The organism is Algibacter mikhailovii (genome assembly GCF_014651495.1).
Classification (GTDB): Bacteria; Bacteroidota; Bacteroidia; order Flavobacteriales; family Flavobacteriaceae; genus Algibacter_E; species Algibacter_E mikhailovii.
Map to the genome: position 1 here is coordinate 1 of NZ_BMWZ01000012.1, position 23,874 is coordinate 23,874.

Here is a 23,874-nt window from a genome sequence, read left to right on the forward strand (position 1 = left end):
GTTGCCTGGTGCTAATGTGCTTGCTATTCATACGCCTACAGGCACAAAGTATGGTGCGGCTTCAAATTTTGACGGCCGTTTTAATTTGTTAAACTTAAGGGTAGGTGGACCATATACTATTACTATTAGTTTTGTAGGGTATAAGGATCAAACCTTAAATGATGTTTTTTTAAGCCTTGGTAACACCCAAAACATTGATGTTATTATGGCAGAAGATAGCGAACAGCTAGAAACTGTAGTCATACAAGGTACTGGTGGAACTGGCACCTTTAGTAGTGATAGGACAGGAGCGGAAACCAGTGTTGGAAGACGTGAGCTCAAGCGTTTACCTACGATTTCAAGATCAGCGTCTGATTTTACAAGGTTAGAACCAACGGCGAGCGGAAATTCATTTGGTGGACGAAATGATCAATTCAATAACTTTTCACTGGATGGGGCTATTTTTAATAACCCTTTTGGTTTGGATGCCGCCACGCCTGGAGGACAAACCTCTTCACAACCCATTTCAATTGATGCTATTGATCAAATTCAGGTCTCTATAGCGCCTTATGATGTAACGCAATCTGGATTTACCGGAGCTTCAGTAAATGCAGTGACAAAAAGTGGATCAAATGATTTTCATGGAACGGTTTATGGTTTTTATAGAAATGAAAGTATGACCGGAAAGAAAATTAAAGGGGAAGATGTAACGCGCCCCGACTTAAATCAATCGCAATACGGTGTTAGTGTTGGTGGTCCTTTAGTAAAGAATAAATTATTCTTTTTTGTGAATTTTGAAAAAGATGAGCGTGATGATTTAGGTACCAATGGCTGGGTGCCAAACACGGGTTCTGGAGCTATTAATGAATCTCGAGTAACGGAAACCGATTTAATGGCCGTACAAAGTGCCCTAGGTACGCTAGGATATAATACCGGAGCTTATGAAGGCTTTACCTATGCATCAAACTCTACCAAGGGTATTATGAAGTTAGACTGGAACATAAATGATAATAATCGTTTAGCTATTATTTATAATTTCTTAAATGCATCAAAAGAAAAACCTGCGCATCCAACAGCCTTAGGGTTTAGAGGGCCAAATGCCACAACATTACAGTTTCAAAACTCAGGTTATGAAATCAATAATAATATTCAATCGGTGCAATTAGAATTAAATTCAACCATTTCCGAAGAATCTACCAATAAATTGCAAGTTGGATATACGCATTTTGATGATTTTAGAAATCCATTGTCTACGCCAGCTCCGGCCATAACTATTCAAGAAGGCGGATCAAATTATATAATAGCCGGTCATGAACCTTTTTCTATTCATAATAAACTCGATCAAAAGGTTTTTCAGTTTACAGACAATCTAAACTTTTTTAAAGGCGACCATACATTTACTGTGGGTATGTCTTTTGAAAAATTTGAGTTTGATAATTCCTTTAATTTAGGGGCTTATGGTTTTGGTGATGATCGTGGCTATGTTGGTGCTTTTGGTGCTTTCGCCTCACTTGCAGACTTCCAGACGGCTATTGGGAATGGCTTAATCGCCGATGCCATTACCGCAGCAGAAAACACGTTCAACACGAATAATGCAAATGACTCTTGGGCCCTTGCTGAAACTAATGTGGGACAGCTTGCCTTTTATTTTCAAGATGAATGGAACGTTTCTGAAAAGTTTAAGTTAACAGCTGGATTACGTTTTGATAAACCTTTGTTTTTTGATACGGCTCAAAAAGCACAAGAAGTTATAGATAGAGCATGTTGTTATGTGCCAGATATCCCATATGTAAATCCAAACACAGGGGAAACCGTTTTTCTTGATAACACACAAATGCCAAGTAATGATTGGTTAGTATCCCCAAGAGTTGGTTTTAATTATGATGTTAAAGGAGACAAGACTTTCCAATTTCGCGGTGGAACAGGTGTGTTTACCGGGCGATTCCCATTTGTATGGTTAGGAAATCAAGTTGCTAACCCAGAAGTGTTTTTCTATCAGGCCGTAGATCCTGATTATAAATTCCCTCAAGTATGGCGAACTAATATAGGTTCTGACTATAAATTTGAAAATGGACTAATTTTAACGGGTGATGTAGCTTACACAAAAGACATCAATGGTGCTCATGTGCAAAACTGGGGCTTATTGCCGCCTTCAGGAACGTTGCAAGGTGTTGATAATAGACCTGTTTATTTGGAATCAGATATTATAAACAACGCCTATGTTTTTACGAATTCAGATAAGGGGCGTATTTGGAATGCTTCTTTAAAAGGACAGAAAACATTCAAGAATGGATTTTATACCATGTTAGCTTATAGTTACTTAAATTCTAAAGATGTTAATTCTATAGAAGCTGAAATCACAGGCGATGCGTTTGCTTTTAACCCTGCTTTAGGGAATGTGAATGATGACGTGCTTGCTTATTCCAAGTATGGCGATAATCATAGAGTAATTGGTGTAGCTAGTAAAAAATGGGACTACGGAAATGATAAATGGTCAACTACCATTTCTACCTTTTTTGAATATGCTAAAGGCGGACGCTTTAATTATACATACGGAGGTGACATAAATGGTGATGGTTCTGGTCTTAATGATTTAATTTATATTCCAACATCAGGTGAGATTGGTCAAATGCAATTTAGTAACGCCGGTGATGCCGCTGCGCTAGACGCTTATATTAATCAAGATGACTATCTTAAAGGTAGAAGAGGACAATATGCAGAGCGCTACGGCGCTATAGCACCTTGGAGAAGTAGATGGGATCTTAAGGTTTTACAAGATTTTAGGTTGAAAGTGTCTGAAACCAAAACCAATACCATTCAATTTAGTTTAGATGTTTTGAACTTGGGTAATTTGTTAAACTCAGATTGGGGGGTTATTCAGCAGCCAAACAATGTACAGCCTATAGGTGTTACTGTGGATGATGCTGGCGTACCAACATACTCATTCAATCAAAATCAAACCACAACTTTTGGCTATGATTCTAGTTTGGCTTCCAGATGGCAGGCTCAAATTGGTTTACGTTATATTTTCTAACAAAATATCATATATATTCTTAAATTTGCGCTCCTATTTAGGGGCGCATTTTGTTATGCTAAAACCAATTAAAAGAATCTAATTTCTTTCAATAAGAAAGATTAAGCAGATAACATGAAATATTCAAGACTTACAAAAGAACAGTTTGAAGAATTACACCAAGAATTTATAAACTTTCTAGCCACACAATCTGTGAATGCAGAGGAGTGGGCCAATCTGAAAGTTAATAAGCCTGAATTGGCAGAAACCGAGCTTGATGTGTTTAGTGATTTAATTTGGGAAGGTGTGTTAAATAAGGCTGAATACCTGGAACATATTTCTGCGCAACACATGTATCTCTTTCAGTTAGGTGATGATAAAATGCATGCTATAGTCATTAACTTAAAAAATGATAAGGATATTACAACTCCTGAAGGCTATGCTTGGCTTCGTGATAATCTAATGGATGACAATGTTGAATTTTTACAGGCAGACAAGGACTATTCTGATGATAAAAACCTAGATAAGTTTAAAATGATTGAACAGGGCGCAGTTATTACCAAAGGCGATTTGTATCAATATTTTAATAATTTAATTAACTAGATTAAGAAGTAATAAATGGCTCAAAAACCAAGTATCCCAAAAGGAACGCGAGATTTTAATCCAGATCAAGTTGCGAAGCGAAACTATATTTTTAATACCATTCGTGGTGCTTTTGAAACGTTTGGATTTCAGTCTATTGAAACACCAAGTTTTGAAAACTCAGCTACTTTAATGGGGAAGTATGGTGATGAGGGCGACCGTTTAATTTTTAAGATTTTAAATTCTGGAGATTTTCTTTCAAAATCAAATCCCGAAGCCTATAATAATAAGGACTCTGTTGCCTTGACGCCGTCTATTTCAGAAAAAGCCTTAAGATATGATTTAACGGTTCCGTTTGCTCGCTATGTGGTACAACATCAAAATGAAATTGAATTCCCGTTTAAGCGTTATCAAATACAACCTGTTTGGAGGGCCGATAGACCTCAAAAAGGACGTTTTAGAGAGTTTTATCAATGTGATGCCGATGTGGTTGGAAGCAAATCATTATGGCAGGAAGTAGAATTTATTCAATTATACGATGCTGTTTTTTCAGCTTTAAAATTAGATGGTGTAACCATAAAAATTAATAATAGAAAAATTCTTTCGGGCATTGCTGAAGTTATTGGTGCCTCTGATAAACTCATTGATTTTACAGTTGCGTTGGATAAGCTTGATAAAATAGGTGAGGAGAAAGTCAAAGAAGAAATGCTGTCTAAAGGTATTTCTGAGGAAGGAATTACTAAGCTGCAGCCTTTATTTACCTTATCGGGTGACTTTAAGTCTCAAATTGAAGGTTTAAAGGGAATTTTATCATCGTCAGTAGAAGGGCAAAAAGGAATTGAGGAGTTAACCTTTATTAATGCTGCCATTTCAGAATTAGGTCTGTCTACTGCAAATCTCCAGCTAGATGTGACGTTGGCAAGAGGTTTAAATTATTACACGGGGGCCATTTTTGAAGTATCAGCTCCAGAAACTGTTAAAATGGGTTCCATAGGCGGTGGGGGACGTTATGATGACCTAACCGGTATCTTCGGAATGAAAGATGTTAGTGGGGTAGGTATTAGTTTTGGTTTAGACCGCATTTATTTGGTTTTAGAAGAACTCAACTTATTTCCTGAAACCGTAAAGAAGCATATTGATGTCCTTTTTATAAACTTTGGTGACAAAGAAGCGTTGTTTAGTTTAAAAGCTATTAAAGTTTTACGTGCTCAAGGTATTCATGCTGAATTATACCCAGATGCCTCCAAAATGAAAAAGCAAATGAATCATGCCAATAAGCGTTCCATTCCATTTGTTGTTTTAGTGGGTGATCAAGAAATAGAGACCAATACCTATACACTAAAAAATATGAGGACTGGAGAGCAGGATAAGCTGTCTTTGGAAGCCTTGTGTTCTGCCGTAAAAACATCTTAAAAACTGTTTTAAGTTCATAAGGTTATAAAATTTGAGTACCAAGTATACTCAACAATTAAATATGTTTAATGTCGTTAAATCGGGTATACCGAGCTGTAACGGCATTTTTTTTGTGTTTTGGCATATGACAATTGTTTAAATATTTAGAGATAAAAATGCTCTAAATTATAGTTTCTAGGCTTTATAGTAGTTAAATATGATCTATCCATAGTGCGTTTTTTTATTTTGTAAAATCATGTTTTTATGATTTTTCACTTTTTAAAAATTGAACCTTAAAAAATCCAGAACTTTACTTTACGTTTTAATCGAATTCCTTTTAAAGCGAGAGCTACAGAATCGTGCGCAATATATTGGGGTTATTATTTCAGAACGCCATAGGTGTTTTTCAATTTTTTTTAAAAAAAAACATTTGTATTATCGAAATAATACGCTATATTTGGAAAACCAAACTGGTAAACCAATTTGGTTTTCCAAAAAACATTTTTTTACCAGTTAAATATTAACTAATACATTTAATAAACTATTACATTATGAAAACAAAATTACTTTTATTATTACTATGTGTATCTGCTTTAGGATATGCTCAAGTTCAGCCAACTGTTCTAAATGATCAATTTAATAGAATACCAAAAAGCTCAGGTAGTGATTGTGCTTGTTCTGGTTGGAGAAATACAGATATAGGTGATCAAGGTGGAACCTCTACAGATATTGATGGAACAGGGTCAAATGATGCTGTGAAATTCGATAAGAATAACGATGATATTATTTATCAGGAAATTGCCGTTTTACCCAATACTGAATATAAAGTAACTTATAGCTATCAGATTGAAGGAGAGACTTCTACTACAAGTATATTAGAGATGCGTGTTTTGAAAGGATCTGCCTATGTTGATGGGTATACGCCTGAATATAAAGGAACTGCAGATGCGCCTTCTAAAGGGTATGGTTATACTTCGTTAGCTCAAATAACAGAAGCTGCAAACAATATTTCCGCGATAGCTGTAACAGGAACTGCTGATGACGAGTATTATCCTGGTGACTTTACGTTCAATACTGGAGATGAAACAAGTATAGTTCTTTTTGCACGTGGAATTGGAGGAGCAGATCCTGGAGTTGGAGGAAGTCCAAAAGGATATGATTTTATAAATGGAGATGAATCAGTAAGACTTGATTTTATGGTTTTAACCAATGAGTCTTCTTTATCAACAGAAGACGTTTTGGCTTCAAAATTCAAAATATATCCTAACCCTGCAAATGATATTATTACCATTGCATCAAACAACATTGATATCACATCTATATCTGTATATAGTGTGTTAGGAAAACAAGTTTTAGCGGGATTAGAGTTGGAAAACGACCGTTTAAATATTTCTGAACTGGCAAAAGGTGTTTATTTCTTGAAAATAAACTCAGATCAAGGCGCAGTAACGAAAAAGATAATTAAAGAATAGTTGATTTAGTTTTATTTTGAAAAAGTCTTTTATTCGTAAAAGGCTTTTTCTTTTTATATAAACTATGAATTAATTATTCAGGAACAAAATAGAATGTCATGAAAAAAGTTGTGTTTTTTTTAAGTGTATTGTTTTTAAGTTTTGGATGTGAAAAAGCACCAATTAGTAAAGCAATTAAGGTTGCTAATGCCAATGAACTTTCCGAATCCATTGCAAATGCGCAACCTGGTGATGAAATTGTTTTAGCTAATGGGGTGTGGAGGGATGTTGAAATTAAATTTAGCGCCAAGGGAACCGAAGATTGGCCAATTGTGTTAAAAGCAGAAACTGAAGGTGGCGTTTTTATAGAAGGTGTTTCAAGTCTTGAACTTAGCGGTGAATATTTAGAAGTAGAAGGTTTATTCTTTAGAAATGGGCATTCCCCTAAAAGCAATGTTATAGCTTTTAGAACGAGTGAGAAAGAAGTGGCAAATCATTGTTCAGTTTCCAATTGTGTTATTTTAGATTTTAATAACCTGAATCGCGATGACGATAATCTTTGGGTTCAATTTTATGGAAAGAACAATACATTAAGTCATTGTTATCTTGCCGGAAAGACCAATGGCGGACCAACCGTACGTGTTGACCTTAAGGGAAATCAAAGCATTAGGAATTACCATCAGATTATTAACAATCACTTTGGACCAAGACCTAGAAAAGGTGGTGCACGAGGAGAAACCATTCAGTTAGGAAGTAGTTTTACATCCATGTCTCCAAGTAATACTACAATTGCAAACAACTTATTTGAAGCTTGTAATGGCGAGGTAGAAATTATTTCAAGTAAAACAAATTTTAATATTATTAAGAACAACGTGTTTTACAAGAGTGAAGGCTCGGTTGTAACGCGTCATGGTAATTATTGTTTGATTGACGGTAACTACTTTATTGGAGATGGTGAAAATGAAAATTTTGGAGGGATTAGAATCGTTAACACGGGGCACTGGATTACCAATAATCTCTTTTATAATTTAAAGGGGAAAAATTTTAGAAGTCCATTGGCCATAATGAATGGTATTCCTAAGTCACCTTTAAACAGATATAATCAAGTGACTGATGTTGTAGTGGCGTATAACACCTATGTAAATTCTAATGCGCCATGGCAATTTGGTGTAGGTACAAATATTGATCAAGCAGATGTATTACCTAAATCAGAAATACGTTCCGCAAGACCCTTAAGAACCGAAGTAGTTAATAATGTTATATATAATGAGGTTGGTGATCCCAATCCTATTATTGAACACGATAAAGCTGATGGTGTTACTTTTGCAAGTAATATAATCGATAATAATGATGTTTTATTTGCAAAGCGTGATGGGTTGGATTCAAAAACCCTAAGCTTAACTAGTATTGGTGAAGATCTTAGTGTGCCTTTATTGGGTTTCGAAGATGTTGAAATTTATAGTGGGTTTGATTTTGAAACCATTACAAAAGATATTTTAGGAAATCCAAGAAGTAAGTCGAATCAAATAGGTGCATTTTTAAACTCAGAGACCATCGATTTAGACCTCCTAGATAAAACTAAATATGGTGCAAATTGGTATTCTAATGTGGTTGAAGTTAAAGAACCAACAACACATAGTGTGACCAATGAGGCAGAGTTGGTTTCAAAATTAAAGGCCGCAGAAAATAACGACATTATAGAATTAAAGGATGGTGTCTTTGCGGTTTCAGAGTCTTTAATTATAAGCAAACCTATAGTTATTCAATCTAAAGGAAAGACGGAGATAGTATATAATGGTCCAGCAAATACACCTGCTTTTGCCTTACATCCATATGGTAAACTTAAACTTAAGAACATTAAATTAAAGGGAACAAATACACAATTCGCATTTGCTAGCTTGAAAGAAAATATGTTTAATCATTTTGGTTTAGAAGTTAGTGATTCAGAAATCAGTCATTTTAATTATGCATTAAAGGTGTATAAGCAATCATTTGCAGAAGAAATTACTTTTACGAATACCAGCATTTCAAATTGTGAAAATGGACTTGAATTATCAGAAGAAACAAATGATAGAGGGGATTATAACACAGAATATTTAACCGTTAATAACTGTAGCTTTAATGCTGTAAAAAGTAATGTTATAGACTATTATAGAGGTGGTTATGATGAATCTACAATTGGAGGGAATCTTTTGGTGTTGAATTCTATATTTACTAACTGCGGGGCGAATGAAAAAGGCCGTATGCTATTAAATCATCGCGGTATTGTAAATGTGACTATTTCTAATAATACCTTTAAAGACAATAATGTAGATTTTGTAGCCATTTTATGGGGTGCGAAAAACAACAATGCGTCAGAGAATAGTATTACGAATTCTGGGCAAATAAAAACAGAGCAAAATTTGAAATTAAAATTAATGTACTAGAAATTATGAATAAAAAAGTTGTCACTTTTGGAGAGGTAATGATGCGTTTGTCTCCTCCGGGATATGAAAAATTTTCTCAGGCTTCATCATTCGAACTCGTTTATGGAGGTGGAGAAGCTAATGTTGGTATATCATGTGCTTATTTGGGAATGGAGGCAACTCATGTGACTCGTTTTCCAGACAATGCGCTTGGAAAAGCGGCCACACAATTTTTACGCAGGCATTGGCTCAATACAGATTATGTTGTGTATGGCGATGATATGATGGGCAAGTATTTCCTTGAGAAAGGGGCTGTTCATAGACCAAGTGAGGTGATTTATGAACGCGAAGGCTCGGCGTTCTCCTTAATACAGCCTGAAATGGTGAATTGGGAAGAAATACTTAAAGATGCAGATTGGTTTCATTGGACAGGAATTACACCGGCAATTTCAGAAGGCGCGGCTCAGTGCTGCCTAGATGCAATTAAAACGGCGAATAGACTGGGTGTAACTGTTTCAGGCGATGTCAATTCACGAAATAATATGTGGAAATATGGTAAAACGATGCGACAGGTGATTCCGGATATGGTGAAAAATACGGATGTTGTAATAACCAGTAGTAGAGGGATACGAGAAATGTTTGATTTTGGTAGTCCAGAAGACGGTTTTCAGGATTTGGCAAAAATATTAATTAGCAATTTTCCAGGTATTAAAAAGGTGGTGAAAAAAACAAGAAGAATCATGAGTGCTTCTCATCACCAAATCCAAGGTAAATTATGGAATGGTGAAAAGTATATTAAAACAGATATGCTTAACATTACTCATATTATAGATCGTGTGGGTACTGGAGATGCTTTTGCTGCAGGATTAATATATGGCTTATTGCATTATAAAGATAAGCAGGCTTTAGATTTTGCTTCTGCTGCATGTGCATTAAAACATACGGTTCCTGGTGATGTAAATACCGTTTCTCTTGAAAATGTGCTTAGTTTAATGGAAGGTGATTCCGGTGAAATTAAGCGGTAGGAATGGATATATACGCTTAAGTATAGTTGCTATCAGGATAATGTTTAAAATCCAAATCATTATGTCATTATGAATTCTAAACTTTTAACTTCATTAGTGATTACTATATTAGGCATTGCGCTTTTAGGGCTAACTACCAGTTGTGTTAATAGAACTAAGAATGCAGATGATGTTGCTAAATTATATCCTAATGAGGTTATTAACTTTATGGAAAAATGGACCATTCTGTTGGGAGATGGCACGCGTTCGGATAGTTTAAGTAGTTTTCAAAAAGACAATTTTTTTTATACAGCACATGAAGATGATGTGGATTGGGTAGTTTATAAAACACCAAATTCAGGAATCACCTCAAAGACATCTAGCAATACAAGAAGCGAATTAGGAGAAAAAAAACGTTGGACACCCGAAGTAGGTGGCAAGCTAACCGCAACGTTAAAGGTGCAACATGTTTCAACAACGGGCGATGCTAGAGTGCCATCATCGTTCTCGGTTGTTGTTGGGCAAATACATAGTGATGAAGGCCATGAGAATGAACCTTTAAAAATATTTTATAAAAAGTATCCTGGTCACAAAAAAGGTTCTGTGTTTTGGAATTATGAAATAAATACCGCAGGGTCTAATGCCGGTCGTTGGGATTTTTCAACAGCTGTTTGGGGGACGGATTGGGCGGTTTTAGGTTCCAATTCCAATGCATATCCAGATGAACCAGAGGATGGTATTGCTTTAGGTGAAACGTTTCGTTATGAGGTTAATGTATATGAAGGTATTATGTATTTAACGTTTTCTAGTCCAGGCCATAAGACCAAAACCTTTAGAAAGAGCTTAATACAATCCGATTTTGCAACGAAAGAAAACACGCCAAAACAAGTACTCGATATTTATGCGACTAAGCAAAGGGACGGTATTGAGCGCGATACTGCTTATGCCGGTGAAATGCAATTTTTTAAGCAAGGCGCCTATAATCAAGCTAACGGAAAATCTACGAAATCGCAAACTTATAAGGGCGATATAGAAAAGCAATATGAACACGGAAGTTATGCCGAGGTATGGTTTAAAGCGGCTTCTTTGGAAGCTGGGACAAGCCCGGATTTGAAAGCTTTTCAATTAAAATAATTCAGAAGGAGATGAAGTATTTGAACGCTGTGATTATATTGTTTTTAACGCTTGAAATATATGGCCAAGTACGATTAGATGCAGACGGACCTGGGAACACCTATGAACTGATTACATCGGTGTTAGCTCCGGGGTATAATCCCATTGAAGTCCCAGATTGCGGACATGTCGATTTTGGTGATCATATTGATGAATTATTTGATGCTGAATTGAACACTAATGTATTTCGCTTCTATATGCATGTTACACCCGATAATGATAGATGTCGTAATTTTGATAGACAACGTAACGAAATAAAATCGTATTCTCGATCACCAGATAATTTATTGGGAGTTGTAGGGGAACAAGTAATTTATAAATGGAAATTTAAATTAGCAGATGGGTTTCAATCTTCACCGAATTTTACACACCTGCATCAATTAAAATCTGTAGGAGGTCCTTTTGATGGTATGCCTATGTACACGCTAACCACGCGTAAGGGAAGTCCAGATCGCTTAGAATTGCGTTATGCCGAAATTGATTCACAAATTACATTAAAAAGAACGGATCTAGATCCATTTATAGGTACTTGGCTAGAAGTCTCTGAAGTCATAGAATATGGAACATCAGGTGCCTATGCGATTGAAATAAAACGGATTAGTGATGGTGCTGTATTGTTTGAATATTCAAATGATGATTTGGTGCATTGGCGCCAAGATGCGGAATTTGTTCGACCAAAGTGGGGCATTTATAGAAGCTTGAATAATCCACAGGATCTCAGGGATGAACAGGTTTTGTTTGCAAATTTTAGCGTGGAAGAGGTAGAAACATTATCGGTAGGAAGGGAATCAGCTAAAAGAACATTTTATATTATATCAGAGGGAACTAAAAGGAATTTAACCCTAAAAGATGTTCCAGAAGGCGCAGTTTTAATTCGGATTTATACCTTGGATGGGAAACAAGTTTGGATGAAAAAAATAAATGAACGTGAATCTATTCTCGATATATCTTCATTAAGCAAAGGTACCTATATCATTAGGCTTTCTGGACAGACCATAAATCAATCCAAATTAGTGGTTATGCCCTAAGATATTGAATGCACTTATAGCTAAGCGTAATTGGTGGATGGCTTTTGATTATATGGCAAGCTAAGTGGATTTAGTGTTAAAAAGTCTTGGTTTTTTTGTTTACTGAATAATTAAACATATATTTGGTAAACCAAACTGGTAAACCAGTTGAGTATGGTTTTGCAGTAGGGTTCATTTTGTGGTAAAAAGGGCTTTGAAAATTATATAAAATCTGTTGACATGTGGAATTGATGCAGAATTTAAAACCAGTTCATAACTAAACTTATAAGACAACTAATGGCATTTCAATCTAGAATACTGATTTTATTAATTAGTTTATTTTTGTTTTCTTGTAATAAAGAGGCGTCAAAAGCTAATATGGCGCAAGAACAGGATAACTCAGGGCACCCAAGTTTAATTTTAACAAAACAAGGTGTCAAAGAAATTAGGGCTAATTTAGGACGTATCCCCATTTTTGATAAAACATTAGCAGCAACCAAAGTGGAAGTTGATGCTGAGATTCAAAATGGTTTTGATGTGCCGCTTCCAAAAGACTATTCTGGAGGATACACGCATGAAACGCATAAAAAGAATTATGTGTTAATGCAAAAAGCAGGTGTGTTATATCAAATTCTTCAAGATGAAAAATACGCCAAATTTGTTAAGGACATGTTGTTTGAATATGCCAAAGAATATCTAAAATGGCCTATTCATCCAAAACCAAGATCCTATGCTCGAGGTAAATTATTTTGGCAATGTTTAAATGATTCTAATTGGCTGGTTTATACAAGTCAGGCTTATGATTGTATTTATAATTATTTATCAGAAGATGAACGCAATACTTTAGAAAACGATTTATTTAGACCATTTGCTGATCATATCTCTAAAGACAGCCCGCAGTTTTTTAACCGTGTTCACAATCATGCCACATGGGGTAATGTAGCTGTAGGTATGATAGCCTTGGCCATGGATGATGATGTCCTTTTAGATCGTGCGCTTAATGGGGTTAAAGATGTTAATTTTGATCCTAGTGAAAAGGATAATGATGGCGGGTATATTCGTAAAGAAGGTCAAAAAATTGGCTTTTTTGCTAATGTAAACGAACCTTTTTCTCCAGACGGTTATTTTACAGAGGGGCCTTATTATCAGCGATATGCCTCTTATCCATTTTTAATATTCGCACAGGCCCTTGAAAATAAAAAGCCAGAACTTAAAGTATTTGAGTATAAAGAAGGGGTTCTTTTAAAAAGTGTGAATGCCTTATTAAACTTATCTGATATTGATGGAGAATTCTTTTTACTAAACGATTCACAAAAAGGCATGTCGGTGTTCAATTCATCTTTAATAGCAACCGTAGATATAGGCTATCATTTTGGTGGAAACGACCCGGGACTATTAAGTATTGCAAAAATGCAACAAGAAGTAACTTTAGATGATGCTGGTTTATCTGTCGCACTTGGAATTGAAGCAGGCAAGGCAAAACCGTTTGTTAAAAAATCGATTGAATTATCAGACGGCGCTAATGGTGATGAAGGCGCGGTTGGCATTCTGCGTAGTGGTGGTTTAGAATTGGTATTTAAATATACAGCACACGGCTTAAGTCATGGTCACTATGATAAATTATCATTTGCCTTGTTTGAAGATGGTAATGAGGTAGTGCAAGATTATGGTATGGGTCGTTTTGTGAATATAGAACAAAAAGGTGGTGGTAATTATTTAAAAGAGAATAAAACTTGGGCCCGACAGAGTATTGCGCACAATACTATTGTGCAAAATGAAGCCTCTCAATTTAAAGGAAAATATGATATTGGTAGTAAGTATCATGCCAATAAATATGTGTTTAGTGTGGCTCAAGATAGTGTTCAAGTGGCTAGTGCTAAAGATGAGAATGCCTATCCTGGCACCAAACTTCATAGAACTATGGTAACCATTCGTGATGAAGATTATGATAACCCTTATGTATTGGATATTATGAGAGTGTCGTCTGATACGTCGAATCAATACGATTTACCTTTTTATTTTTTAGGACATATTATGCAGGCTGATTTTGAGTATAAAAAATTACCAGCACCGGAGGTATTAGGGAAATCTGATGGCTACGAACATTTATATAAAGAGGCTACAGCTACGGTGAGTGATGGGAATATTAAGCTAAATTGGTTGCGAAATAATAAATTTTACACCTACACAGCAGTCACGGTTAATAAGGACGAAGTGATTTTTGGAAGAATAGGAGCCAATGATCCGGACTTTAACCTGCGTCCTGAGCAAACTCTAATTTTGAGAAAAAAGAATACAAAGGATGCTTTGTATGTGTCAACTATAGAATCTCATGGTACCTATAGCCCAGTTTCAGAATTGGCTGTAAATGCTTACAGTCATATTAAGCAAATTGAAGTTATTTACAATTCTAATGAATACACGGCTATTCAGGTAGATACAAATAACAATAAATCAAAAGTCTTTATTATTTCAAATGAAAATAATGACAATGAAGCTACACATAAATTAACAATTAACAATAACGTGTATACCTGGAAAGGTCCTTATATATTAACTAATAACAAATAAATTAGAAATTATGAAAAGATTAAGTGAAAAGTACATCATTACAAAAGACATGGAATGGGAAGTTCTAGGAGGCGGTGTATCTAGAAAGTTTTTAGGTTATGATAACCAAATCATGATGGTAAGAGTTAAGTTTGATAAAGGAGCATTAGGTGCTCCGCATCAACATTTTCATACGCAAGCGACTTACTGTGTTGCAGGTAAATTTGAGTTTGAAATTGATGGTGTAAAGCAAATTGTTGAGGCAGGAGATGGTGTGTATATTGAACCTAATTTATTGCATAGTGCTGTTTGTTTAGAAGAAGGGGAGTTGATTGATACATTTAGTCCAGTGAGAGAAGATTTCTTAACCGGTGAAGGGCCATCCTATTTTAGTGATAAGAAGTAGTTAGAAAAATCTGTACCAAAACGAATTCGTAAAGATTTTAAAAGGTCCAAGTTTTAAAGTGCATAATTAATTGGTTTTAACAAAAAATTAATATATATTTGGAAAACCAAACTGGTTTACCAGTTTGGGAAACCAATAAAAACTAAACCAAATGTATAATACTTTAAAACACACTATATTATTATGAGAAAATAGAAGAAGAGGACAGGTGCATGCCTATCCTTTTTTTTGACTTTCTATTAGTTGCTTCCTACAGGATTGAAGTAACGTCCAATACCAAATACTTTATAAAAACATACAGGCTTATAAATGATAGGAGTTTATAAGGAGGTTATGTTTTTGTATGGTCAATTAGAATACTTACAATTTTATTAAACTATTTAGTAAGCTTAAGTGCTAATTAAACTTTACAATTGAAAACATAAAAAACTAATTATGAATTTAAAAATTAAGTTAACGCTAATAACAATATTGTTCTTCAATGTTGCATTATTTGCTCAAAATGGGACAGTTTTAGAAGGGACTGTTTCCGCCGCGGCCGACGGTATTCCTATTCCGGGAGTCAATGTTATTGTCGTGGGAACAACAAACGGAACTACCACAGATTTTGATGGGATGTACCAAATAAAAGTAAAAGAAAATGATGTTGTTCAATTCTCCTACCTTGGTTTTGTAACACAGACTTTAATATACTCTGGTCAGGCATCAGCAAATATTGCTTTAGTTGATGATTTGCAAACCCTTGATGAAGTTGTAGTTATTGGTTATGGTGATCAAAAAGAGAAAAATATTACAAGTGCTTTAACAAAAGTGGCTGGTAAGGAACTTGATAATCGTCCAGTATCGCGTGTGGAGGACGCACTTCAAGGAAAAGTTGCTGGTTTAAGAATTCAAGTCGTGTCTTCAGAGGCAGGTGGTGATCCTAAAATAACGATGAGGGGACCTGGTTCAATTACAGGTTCATCTGCACCATTAATTGTTGTTGATGGTGTCGTTTTGGGAACAGATCCTGATATTTTAGCTTCAATTGACAATAATAATATTGAGTCAATGAGTGTTTTAAAAGATGCTTCTTCTGTGGCCATATACGGTTCTCGTGGTGCGAATGGGGTAATTTTAGTTACACTAAAGAAAGGTATTTCTGGTAAAACGCAATTTTCGTATAATACATTTACCGGGCGCAAGTATTCTTCTAATAATAAAAACTTTAATACCTCTATAGCTCAAGAACGTGCTAGATTGGACGGTTTAGAAGGTCAAGTGAATGCTATATCTCCGGACAGTCAAAATTATGACCGAATTACTGGAAGATATGATGTTGCTTATGCAGAGCTTGAGGCTATGGATTTTATAGCGTCTTTAGGAGGTGGTGAAAATAATTTACAAGATCAAATTTTCCCTGGTGGAAATATTACAAGTCACTCATTTGCAGCAAGAGGAGGTTCTGATTTAACAAACTTTACAGCCTCTTTAGGGTATCTTGAAGATGAAGGGATTGCTATAAAGGACAATTTTAAGAAATATAATGCAAGGATAAAGGTTGATAGTAAATCGAAAAGTGAGAAAATTAAGTTTGGTGCAAGTTTAAGAGCAAATTATAATGATCAAAATAGATTGCCTACAAGGTTTACGGATCCAATTAGACAATATGGACATGTGCCTTTATATCTAAACGAAGATCATATGAATTATGTTACACCCTTTTCAACAGATGTTGGGGTGTCTACTGATGCTGGTAAATTGTTTGAAAACTTAGGTGTTGGTAGTTATGGGTTCTCAAGAGCTTTTGATCATACTTTTACTCAAGACCCTGCTAATCCCAGAAATATTAGAAGGGATCCAGTTACTGGCATTCCAATTGCTAGCGGAAATACATCTGGAGGGTTAACACTGTCTACTACTAAAAACGTACATCCTTTAGTGCACTATCTAGAACGCTCTAGAACAAAGAAGCAAATTAATTTAAATGCATCTGCTTACATTGATTTTAAATTAGCCAAGGGGCTTAGTTTTAGACAAGGTATGGCTGCCGTTTATAGAGAGAATAAGAACAATGAGGCTGATTATTTATATGGTCAGGAAAATAGAGATCAGGAGTCTTTTAGATTGGAGAGAAGAGATGAGACTAATCAATATACTTTTGAATCGCTTTTAAAGTATAACAGAAGTTTTGGAGACCATAGTTTTAATAGTGTATTTGGATTTGAGTATACGCACTGGGATTATTTCAGACAGGAGTCGGAGGCTGTAGGGTATACTAATGATTTTACAAATAATATTGCGCTAGCAGATAATGGGACAACCTATACAGATAATGGAACGGAGAAGTTAGTGTCTTATTTTGGAAGAATTGATTATAATTTCAAAGAAAAATATTTAGTACAATTATCGGCACGTTCTGATGGTAGTACGCGATTTGGGGCAAACAGTAGATTTGGTTTTTTCCCAGCAGCTTCTGTTGGTTGGGTTATGTCAAATGAGGATTTCTTATCAGAGAGTGATGTTATATCCTTTCTAAAACTAAGAGCCAGTTATGGTATCTCTGGTTCAAATCAGATATCTAACAACATCTACGAATCACTTTATAGATTTCAGGAAACATATAGTACAGTAGGTTATTTTGGAGCCCCAGGAGTAAAAGGAACTACCTTGGCTAATCAAGATCTTGGTTGGGAAAAGCTAGTAGAATTTAACCCTGGTGTAGATATTACCTTCGGTCGTGGTCTTATAAACCTTTCTATAGATTACTATACAAGAACGAGTGAGGACTTAATTCTTTTTGCGCCTATACCTGGTACCTATGGTGCAGATAATTGGTTGCAAAACCTTGGAGAAGTTCAAAATCAAGGTGTAGAAATTGAATTAGGTGCAAGGCTTATAACGAGTCAGAAATTTAGTTGGCGCGCTGGAGGTCAGTTTTCTTTAAATAGAAATGAGGTAAAAAGTTTAGGTAAAAATGAACAAATTATTTCTAGAATTGATCAGGACACAAGACCAACCGAATTTATAGCACGAGTAGGGCAGCCTATAACTTCCTTCTACGGTTGGGTCTATGAGAAAGAAATTCCTCTAGAATGGGTAGAGAATCCATTTAACAGGTTTAATAATGATTATGCTGATGTTTATGTAAAAGATTTAAATAATGATGGAATCATTGATGGAGAAGATAGAACGGAGTTAGGTAATCCATATCCCGATTTTAACTGGGGATTCAATTCTGATTTCAAATTATATGATTTTGATGCTTCATTCCAATTACAAGGTTCTCATGGCGGGCAAGTAAGGGTGGCAGATTTAGATCAGTTATATTATGCTAGCGAGTCTGCGGTAAATGAAGTATCTAATTTCCCTGATAGAGATTTAACTGTACATCGAAGATTTACCGATGCTCATATACAAGATGCCTCGTTTGTTGCCTTAAGAAATTTAACTATTGGTTACTCATTACCAGAAGATTTTACATCTAAAATTAATATTCAGAGATTAAGATTTTATGTGGCAGCTGAGAATTTACTTTATTTTACCGCTGCAGGGTATGAAGGCTTTAATCCAGAAGCTGCTGGTCAAACATCAAGTAATGCGAATACTGCGTTAACAGCAGGTTATCAAAGAGGAGATGGACCTGTAGTTAGAACAATTTCAGCAGGTATTAACTTTCAATTTTAATTAGTTATGAAAAAGATATATATAAATATTCTAGTATGTTTTTCTGTTATCGCTTTCTTTACAAGTTGCGAAGAAGAACTTGATCTTCAGAACCCAACTGCGCTTTCAGTAGAAAACTTACTGAAAACAGATAATGGATTTCAATTGTTATCAAATGGGGTTTTAGATGCTTATCAGAAAGTACCTGCCAATGAGTTTTTACTTATTGAATTACGATCTGATAATTCTAGAGCAAATTCAGAAAACGGAAATTTCCCAGCAATTGCAGCGTACAATGTAGATCCAAACAATGGTGATGTGGCGACATTTTATTCTAATAATATGCACACCATTAAACATGCTAATACCATTATAGTTAATAGGTTTTTGGCTCCTGAGAACCAACAGTATACTGTCGGTGAAGCGTATTTTATGAGAGCATTATGTCATTTTAACTTAGTAAGAGCCTATCAAAATGTGCCATACATTGATAAAGTGTTAGATGTTACTAAAGATGATGCATTAGATTACCCACAATTACCAGAAGCTGAAGTTTATGAAAAGATCATTAATGATTTTAGAACTTCTGTGGCTTATTTAGATGGTCGAGAACTTAATAGATATCGCCCGTCTCAAGGTGCGGCATTATGTATGGCGGCAAAAGCGTATTTAAGTCAACCTAATCCTAATTATCAAGAAGCGGAGTTACTATTGGCATCTGTGGTTGAAAATCATGACGCTTTTGGTTTCGACTTGATATATACTGAGCGCACGGATGGCCTAACAGACCCTGAACATTTTTATAATTTAGTACTTGATTATGGTCATGTATTAGGTAATAGTTTTTCGGGTTCATTAGGGGATGATGGCGTTCCTGATGGATCTTGGTCAAATGAACCAGGTTTAGAACGTAACAAGGAAGTTATTTTTTCTATGGCTTATGATTTAGTAAGCAGTGATAATTATGTAACAAGTGATAGTGGATTAGATGATCAAATAGAAACAGATTCAGAATCTCATAGTTTCGCCATGACCTTACAAGGACCATCTAATGGTGTGAATATAGCGACTACAGATTTATTGGACGTTATGACACCAGAGTTACAGCCTGTACGTTTTTATGCTTCATTAAACCCTAATGAGTATACTGCTTATCTTTCAGACCCTACAATTGATGTATTTAATACTAGATTCCCAACTGATGGTGAAATTGGTGATAATGACTGGGTAGTTTTAAGATATGCAGATGTATTATTGTTATATGCAGAAGCTATTTTGGCTGGTGGTGAAAGTACAACGGACGCAAGAGCTATAGCTGCTTTCAATCAAGTTAGAGCAAGAGCTGGACTTGAGGATGTTGTTAATTTAACGAAGCAAGTATTATTAGATGAACGTAGAGTTGAGTTTTTGTATGAAAATCAACGTTTATATGATTTAATAAGATTTGGTGAAGCAGATAAGGTGTTAACAGAGTTTTCGAGAGAAAATAGTTTGTTTTATACCAATGAAAAGAAATACTTGCCTTTCCCGCAAAGAGAAATAGACAATTTACCTAATTTTTATGATCAAAATGATGGATATTAAAAATCTTATAATTATGAAAAAATATTTATTTAATATAAAATATATAGTTTTAGGGATGGTCATTTCTCTATCATCTTGTACTGATAGAGATTTACCAGAAGTTGGTGATTTACCTGATTTTACTGGGCCGACACCGTTTTACAGTACTACTGACGTAAGCACTTCAGAGTTTGATTGTAATGATGTGGAATTATGGGCTAAATATGATATTAATTTCCAAGCAGGCTCAAATTTAGGGGTTAATGGTATTTATTATGATTGGACCATTACGCCTGCTGATGGTGTTGTTTTAATTAATAAAGATTTACCAGCATTAGAGCAGGCTATTGAAGTGGAGTTGGCTTCTGTAGTGGCTATTGAAGAACAAATTGCCAAACTGGAATTTAAATTGCCTTGTGAAACTGATCCTGCAAAAAAGGCTGTTTTAGAAGCGCAAATAGCAGAATTAGAAGTTGAATTAGAAGCTGCGAAAGCTGCATTGACGGAAGAAACCTTGCAAAATGTTGCAGACTTAGAACAGCAAATTGCTGATTTACCACCTGCCACATTAGAAGATCAAGAACTCATCTTTTCTTTTCCAGAGCCAGGACAATATACGGTAGCCTTAAAAGTAACCGATAACCTTGGTAAGTTTGACGATGTTGAAAAAATTATTACAGTGAATCAAGCAGTACCTACCATAGCAATTCCTGAAATTGGAGAACCTAGCTTTGAAGATAATAGTTTGTTTGATGGTACTGGTGATGGTAGAGATTCTTGGAGAGCACCTAGTAGCAGTCGTTGGGGATCTGTATTCCAAATTAATACAGATAATGATCCTGAGAATGCACCTAATTTACCTGATGGTAGACAGGCGGCTAAATTTCCTGCAGATGGAAGTAGAACGGGTTATCAAGAAATTGAAGTAACTCCAGGAGCTACTTATGTGTTGTCTTATTTTAGTGCGTTTGAAGAGGATAGCTATGGTGACCTAACAGTTTCTATCATAAATATCAATGCAAATAGTAAGGAGGAAGCCAAATTAGAGGAGAATATTATAGCCTCTAGAACAGATGATAACATAGGACGTGTCGATAATGTTTTCAAAAAGCACGCATTAACGTTTGAAGCTGGAGAAGAAGAAACAGTTATCATTTTATTGACTAATTCTGGTGTTGAAAGTAGATTAGACGCATTTGATATCGTGGTTAAATAATAAAAAGAAATTTTAAATTTTAATATTATGATTTATAAATTAATAAAAAAATTGCATCCAGGTACCTTCGCGCTGTTATTCTTGTTTTCAGGGTTAGTAGCATGCTATGATGACGGTTATGAACCGTTTGTACCGCCAACCGGAAATATAAATAATATACAACCTAATACATTATTTACTACCAGTACAAGTGCTGATGATAATTTAGAAATTGTGTTTAGAAGTTATTCTACAGATGCTGTGTCTTACTTATGGGATTTTGGAGATGGAAATACATCAACAGAAGCAAACCCTAATTATAAGTATGCTGCGGGAGGCTTGTATAAAGTAAAACTGGAAACCGTAAGTTCTGATGGTTTAACTGCCAAAGATTCAACAGAAGTATCACCTATACTTGTAGATTTTAACTTTACGTCTATTGATACCGAAGTGGCTTTTGAAAATTTAAGTTCAGGTATTAGTTCCTTAGTTTGGGATTTTGGTGATGGTGAAGTTTTAGCCTGGAATGCCGAGGAGAATACGGTTGAGGATCCTAGTTATAGCCCTACACATATATACAAAACAGCAGAAACCGTAGTGGCCACTTTAACAGCCATTAATTACTTAGGGGTTCCTGTTTCTGTTTCTAAAAATATTGAAGGATTAATCTTGTCTACCGTGCCTGATTTTACCTTCGATACAGATGGTTTAACAGCGAATTTTACGGATGCTTCTATATTGGCAGTATCACATAGTTGGGATTTTGGGGATGGTAATACGTCTACCGAAGTTAGTCCGTCGCATACCTATGCGGCTATAGGTACCTATAATGTTACTTTAACGACCACAAATGATGCGGGAGTTTCTAAAAGTGTGACGAAGCCTGTGCCAGTTGGTGGGGTTGAGCCTACATTTAAAGTTATAGTTCAAAATAGTACATGTAACGATCATACAAAAACTACCGGTGATAACGCTGATGCCTTTGATATGACGCCAAACAGTACGGTAATTGATGATAACTTAGGAGAAATTGATAGCCCGTATAGAGCTATTTGGAATAATCCAGAATTAAATGCTTATATCGATGCGACCTATTGTACTAATGAGCAACCAGGGTCTACAAGTGATGGTAATAAATTTGGACCAAATGCTGGTGGTGGAAGAGGCGTAAAACTGAGTAACAGTTGTCGTCGTCTGTATCAGCAAGTTGCTGTAGAGCCCGGAGTGGAGTATACGTTTACTATTGATACACGTTCAGAGGTTGAAGGTATAAATACAGAAATATTTATTTTAAATAAGGCAATAACTACTGAAGAAGGTATTCTTGATCACGCGGATGCATATTTTGACATTACAAATGATTTTAATGCTTCAAAATCGTCAAGCTCTAATGATACCTTTACTACAACTAAAGTAACCTTTGAGGCTACAGCCAATATCGCTATTATTTATGTGAGAGCACTAAAGGCAGTGGATAGTAGTAATGAGGTATTTATTGATAATATTGATATAATTACACCTGGATTTTAACATAATAACCTCAGGGTTAATTAGTAATTAAAGTAAACATGGAATACTTCCGTAAAGAAATATTAAGTCTAGTTTTAATAGCCATTCTATCTGTTAACGCTACTGTTCAAGGTCAGAACAGCAGCGTTACGGATTCGGATGCCAAAGTTGAGACTAAAAAGAAGAAAAATAAGAAGAAAAAAAAGAAGAAATATAAGCTGCCTGATATTGATCTAAGCCACTGGAAAGTGACATTACCGGTAACTAATGAGAAGGGAAAGCCTTATGAAATTAGTCCACCAGAGATATTAGATTTTGCTAGTAATGACGTAGCTAAACCTTATATGTATATCGATTCAACTCGGGGAGCTATAGTGTTTCATGCTATGCCAACAAGCTCAACAACTAGGAATACTAAATATTCAAGATCTGAGTTGCGAGAGCAAATGGTTCCCGGAGAAAATAATGTGAATTGGACCTTTAAGCAAGGTGGAAACTTGAAGGGAACGCTTGCAATGGATGAAACGACTAGAGATTCTGAAGGCAAATATCATAGAACGATTATCATGCAAATTCATGGACGGTTAACCAATGAACAGCGTGATCTTATAGGTGAAGATGATAATAATGCACCACCCATTTTAAAGATTTATTGGGATAAAGGGAAAGTGCGCGTTAAAACTAAGGTGTTAAAAAATCCAAGTGCGAGTTATGAAGAGCTGCTGCACGAAGATGCTTGGGACGATGACGAGGGCTTTAACTTCACGCAAGAGGTTGGGTTTAGAAAGTTTACACTAGAGGTACAAGTGTCAGATGGTAAAATGGTTATTATTTTGAACGGAAATGAATACAAGGTTTATGAGAGTATTCATATGAAGAAATGGGGTGTGTTTGAAAACTATTTTAAAGCGGGAAATTATTTTCAGTCAAGAGATGAAGGGGCTTACTCTAAAATAAGGTATTATAAATTAGAGGTGAGTCACTAGGTATAACGCCAATG

At 35.4% G+C, this 23,874-nt stretch carries 15 protein-coding genes; all 15 read left to right on the forward strand.

Features of this window, described 5'->3' with window-relative positions; all coding sequences use genetic code 11:
• The coding region (locus IE051_RS17485) for a TonB-dependent receptor (protein WP_189362715.1) at positions 1–3,013 on the forward strand (3,013 nt) is incomplete at its 5' end.
• 114 nt (positions 3,014–3,127) lie between these two features.
• Positions 3,128–3,595 carry a DUF6495 family protein gene (locus tag IE051_RS17490; RefSeq protein ID WP_189362716.1) on the forward strand — a complete coding sequence of 156 codons (468 nt, stop codon included), beginning with the start codon at positions 3,128–3,130 and terminating at the stop codon, positions 3,593–3,595.
• Positions 3,596–3,610: 15 nt separating this feature from the next.
• Positions 3,611–4,987, forward strand: a complete 1,377-nt coding sequence (hisS, locus tag IE051_RS17495) for a histidine--tRNA ligase (RefSeq protein WP_189362717.1) — start codon at positions 3,611–3,613, stop codon at positions 4,985–4,987.
• A gap of 530 nt (positions 4,988–5,517) precedes the next feature.
• The gene (locus tag IE051_RS17500; protein ID WP_189362718.1) at positions 5,518–6,438 is read left to right on the forward strand and encodes a T9SS type A sorting domain-containing protein; all 921 of its coding nucleotides are present in this window, start codon (positions 5,518–5,520) and stop codon (positions 6,436–6,438) included.
• A 98-nt stretch (positions 6,439–6,536) separates the two neighbouring features.
• Complete coding sequence (locus IE051_RS17505; RefSeq protein ID WP_189362719.1) at positions 6,537–8,843, forward strand: chondroitinase-B domain-containing protein; 2,307 nt, start codon at positions 6,537–6,539, stop codon at positions 8,841–8,843.
• A 5-nt stretch (positions 8,844–8,848) separates the two neighbouring features.
• On the forward strand, positions 8,849–9,847 hold the full coding sequence (locus tag IE051_RS17510) for a sugar kinase (protein ID WP_189362720.1): 999 nt from the start codon (positions 8,849–8,851) through the stop codon (positions 9,845–9,847).
• A gap of 69 nt (positions 9,848–9,916) precedes the next feature.
• Positions 9,917–10,960, forward strand: coding sequence for a polysaccharide lyase family 7 protein (locus IE051_RS17515; RefSeq protein WP_189362721.1), 1,044 nt, complete (start codon positions 9,917–9,919; stop codon positions 10,958–10,960).
• Between the two features lie 11 nt (positions 10,961–10,971).
• Complete coding sequence (locus IE051_RS17520) at positions 10,972–12,027, forward strand: T9SS type A sorting domain-containing protein (RefSeq protein WP_189362722.1); 1,056 nt, start codon at positions 10,972–10,974, stop codon at positions 12,025–12,027.
• Between the two features lie 276 nt (positions 12,028–12,303).
• Entirely contained in the window at positions 12,304–14,577 is a 2,274-nt protein-coding gene (locus IE051_RS17525) for an alginate lyase family protein (RefSeq protein ID WP_189362723.1), read from the forward strand.
• 10 nt (positions 14,578–14,587) lie between these two features.
• Entirely contained in the window at positions 14,588–14,962 is a 375-nt protein-coding gene (locus IE051_RS17530; protein WP_189362724.1) for a cupin domain-containing protein, read from the forward strand.
• A gap of 435 nt (positions 14,963–15,397) precedes the next feature.
• A complete protein-coding gene (locus tag IE051_RS17535) occupies positions 15,398–18,628 on the forward strand; it encodes a SusC/RagA family TonB-linked outer membrane protein (protein ID WP_189362725.1) in 3,231 nt (1,076 codons plus the stop codon).
• Between the two features lie 6 nt (positions 18,629–18,634).
• Entirely contained in the window at positions 18,635–20,191 is a 1,557-nt protein-coding gene (locus IE051_RS17540; protein WP_189362726.1) for a RagB/SusD family nutrient uptake outer membrane protein, read from the forward strand.
• 13 nt (positions 20,192–20,204) lie between these two features.
• Positions 20,205–21,386 carry a PKD domain-containing protein gene (locus IE051_RS17545; RefSeq protein ID WP_229796864.1) on the forward strand — a complete coding sequence of 394 codons (1,182 nt, stop codon included), beginning with the start codon at positions 20,205–20,207 and terminating at the stop codon, positions 21,384–21,386.
• A gap of 27 nt (positions 21,387–21,413) precedes the next feature.
• The gene (locus tag IE051_RS18740; RefSeq protein WP_308427741.1) at positions 21,414–22,895 is read left to right on the forward strand and encodes a PKD domain-containing protein; all 1,482 of its coding nucleotides are present in this window, start codon (positions 21,414–21,416) and stop codon (positions 22,893–22,895) included.
• A 38-nt stretch (positions 22,896–22,933) separates the two neighbouring features.
• Positions 22,934–23,860 (forward strand): polysaccharide lyase family 7 protein, encoded by a 927-nt coding sequence (locus IE051_RS17555; protein WP_189362727.1) that lies wholly within the window; start codon positions 22,934–22,936, stop codon positions 23,858–23,860.
• The last annotated feature ends 14 nt before the right edge of the window (positions 23,861–23,874 follow it).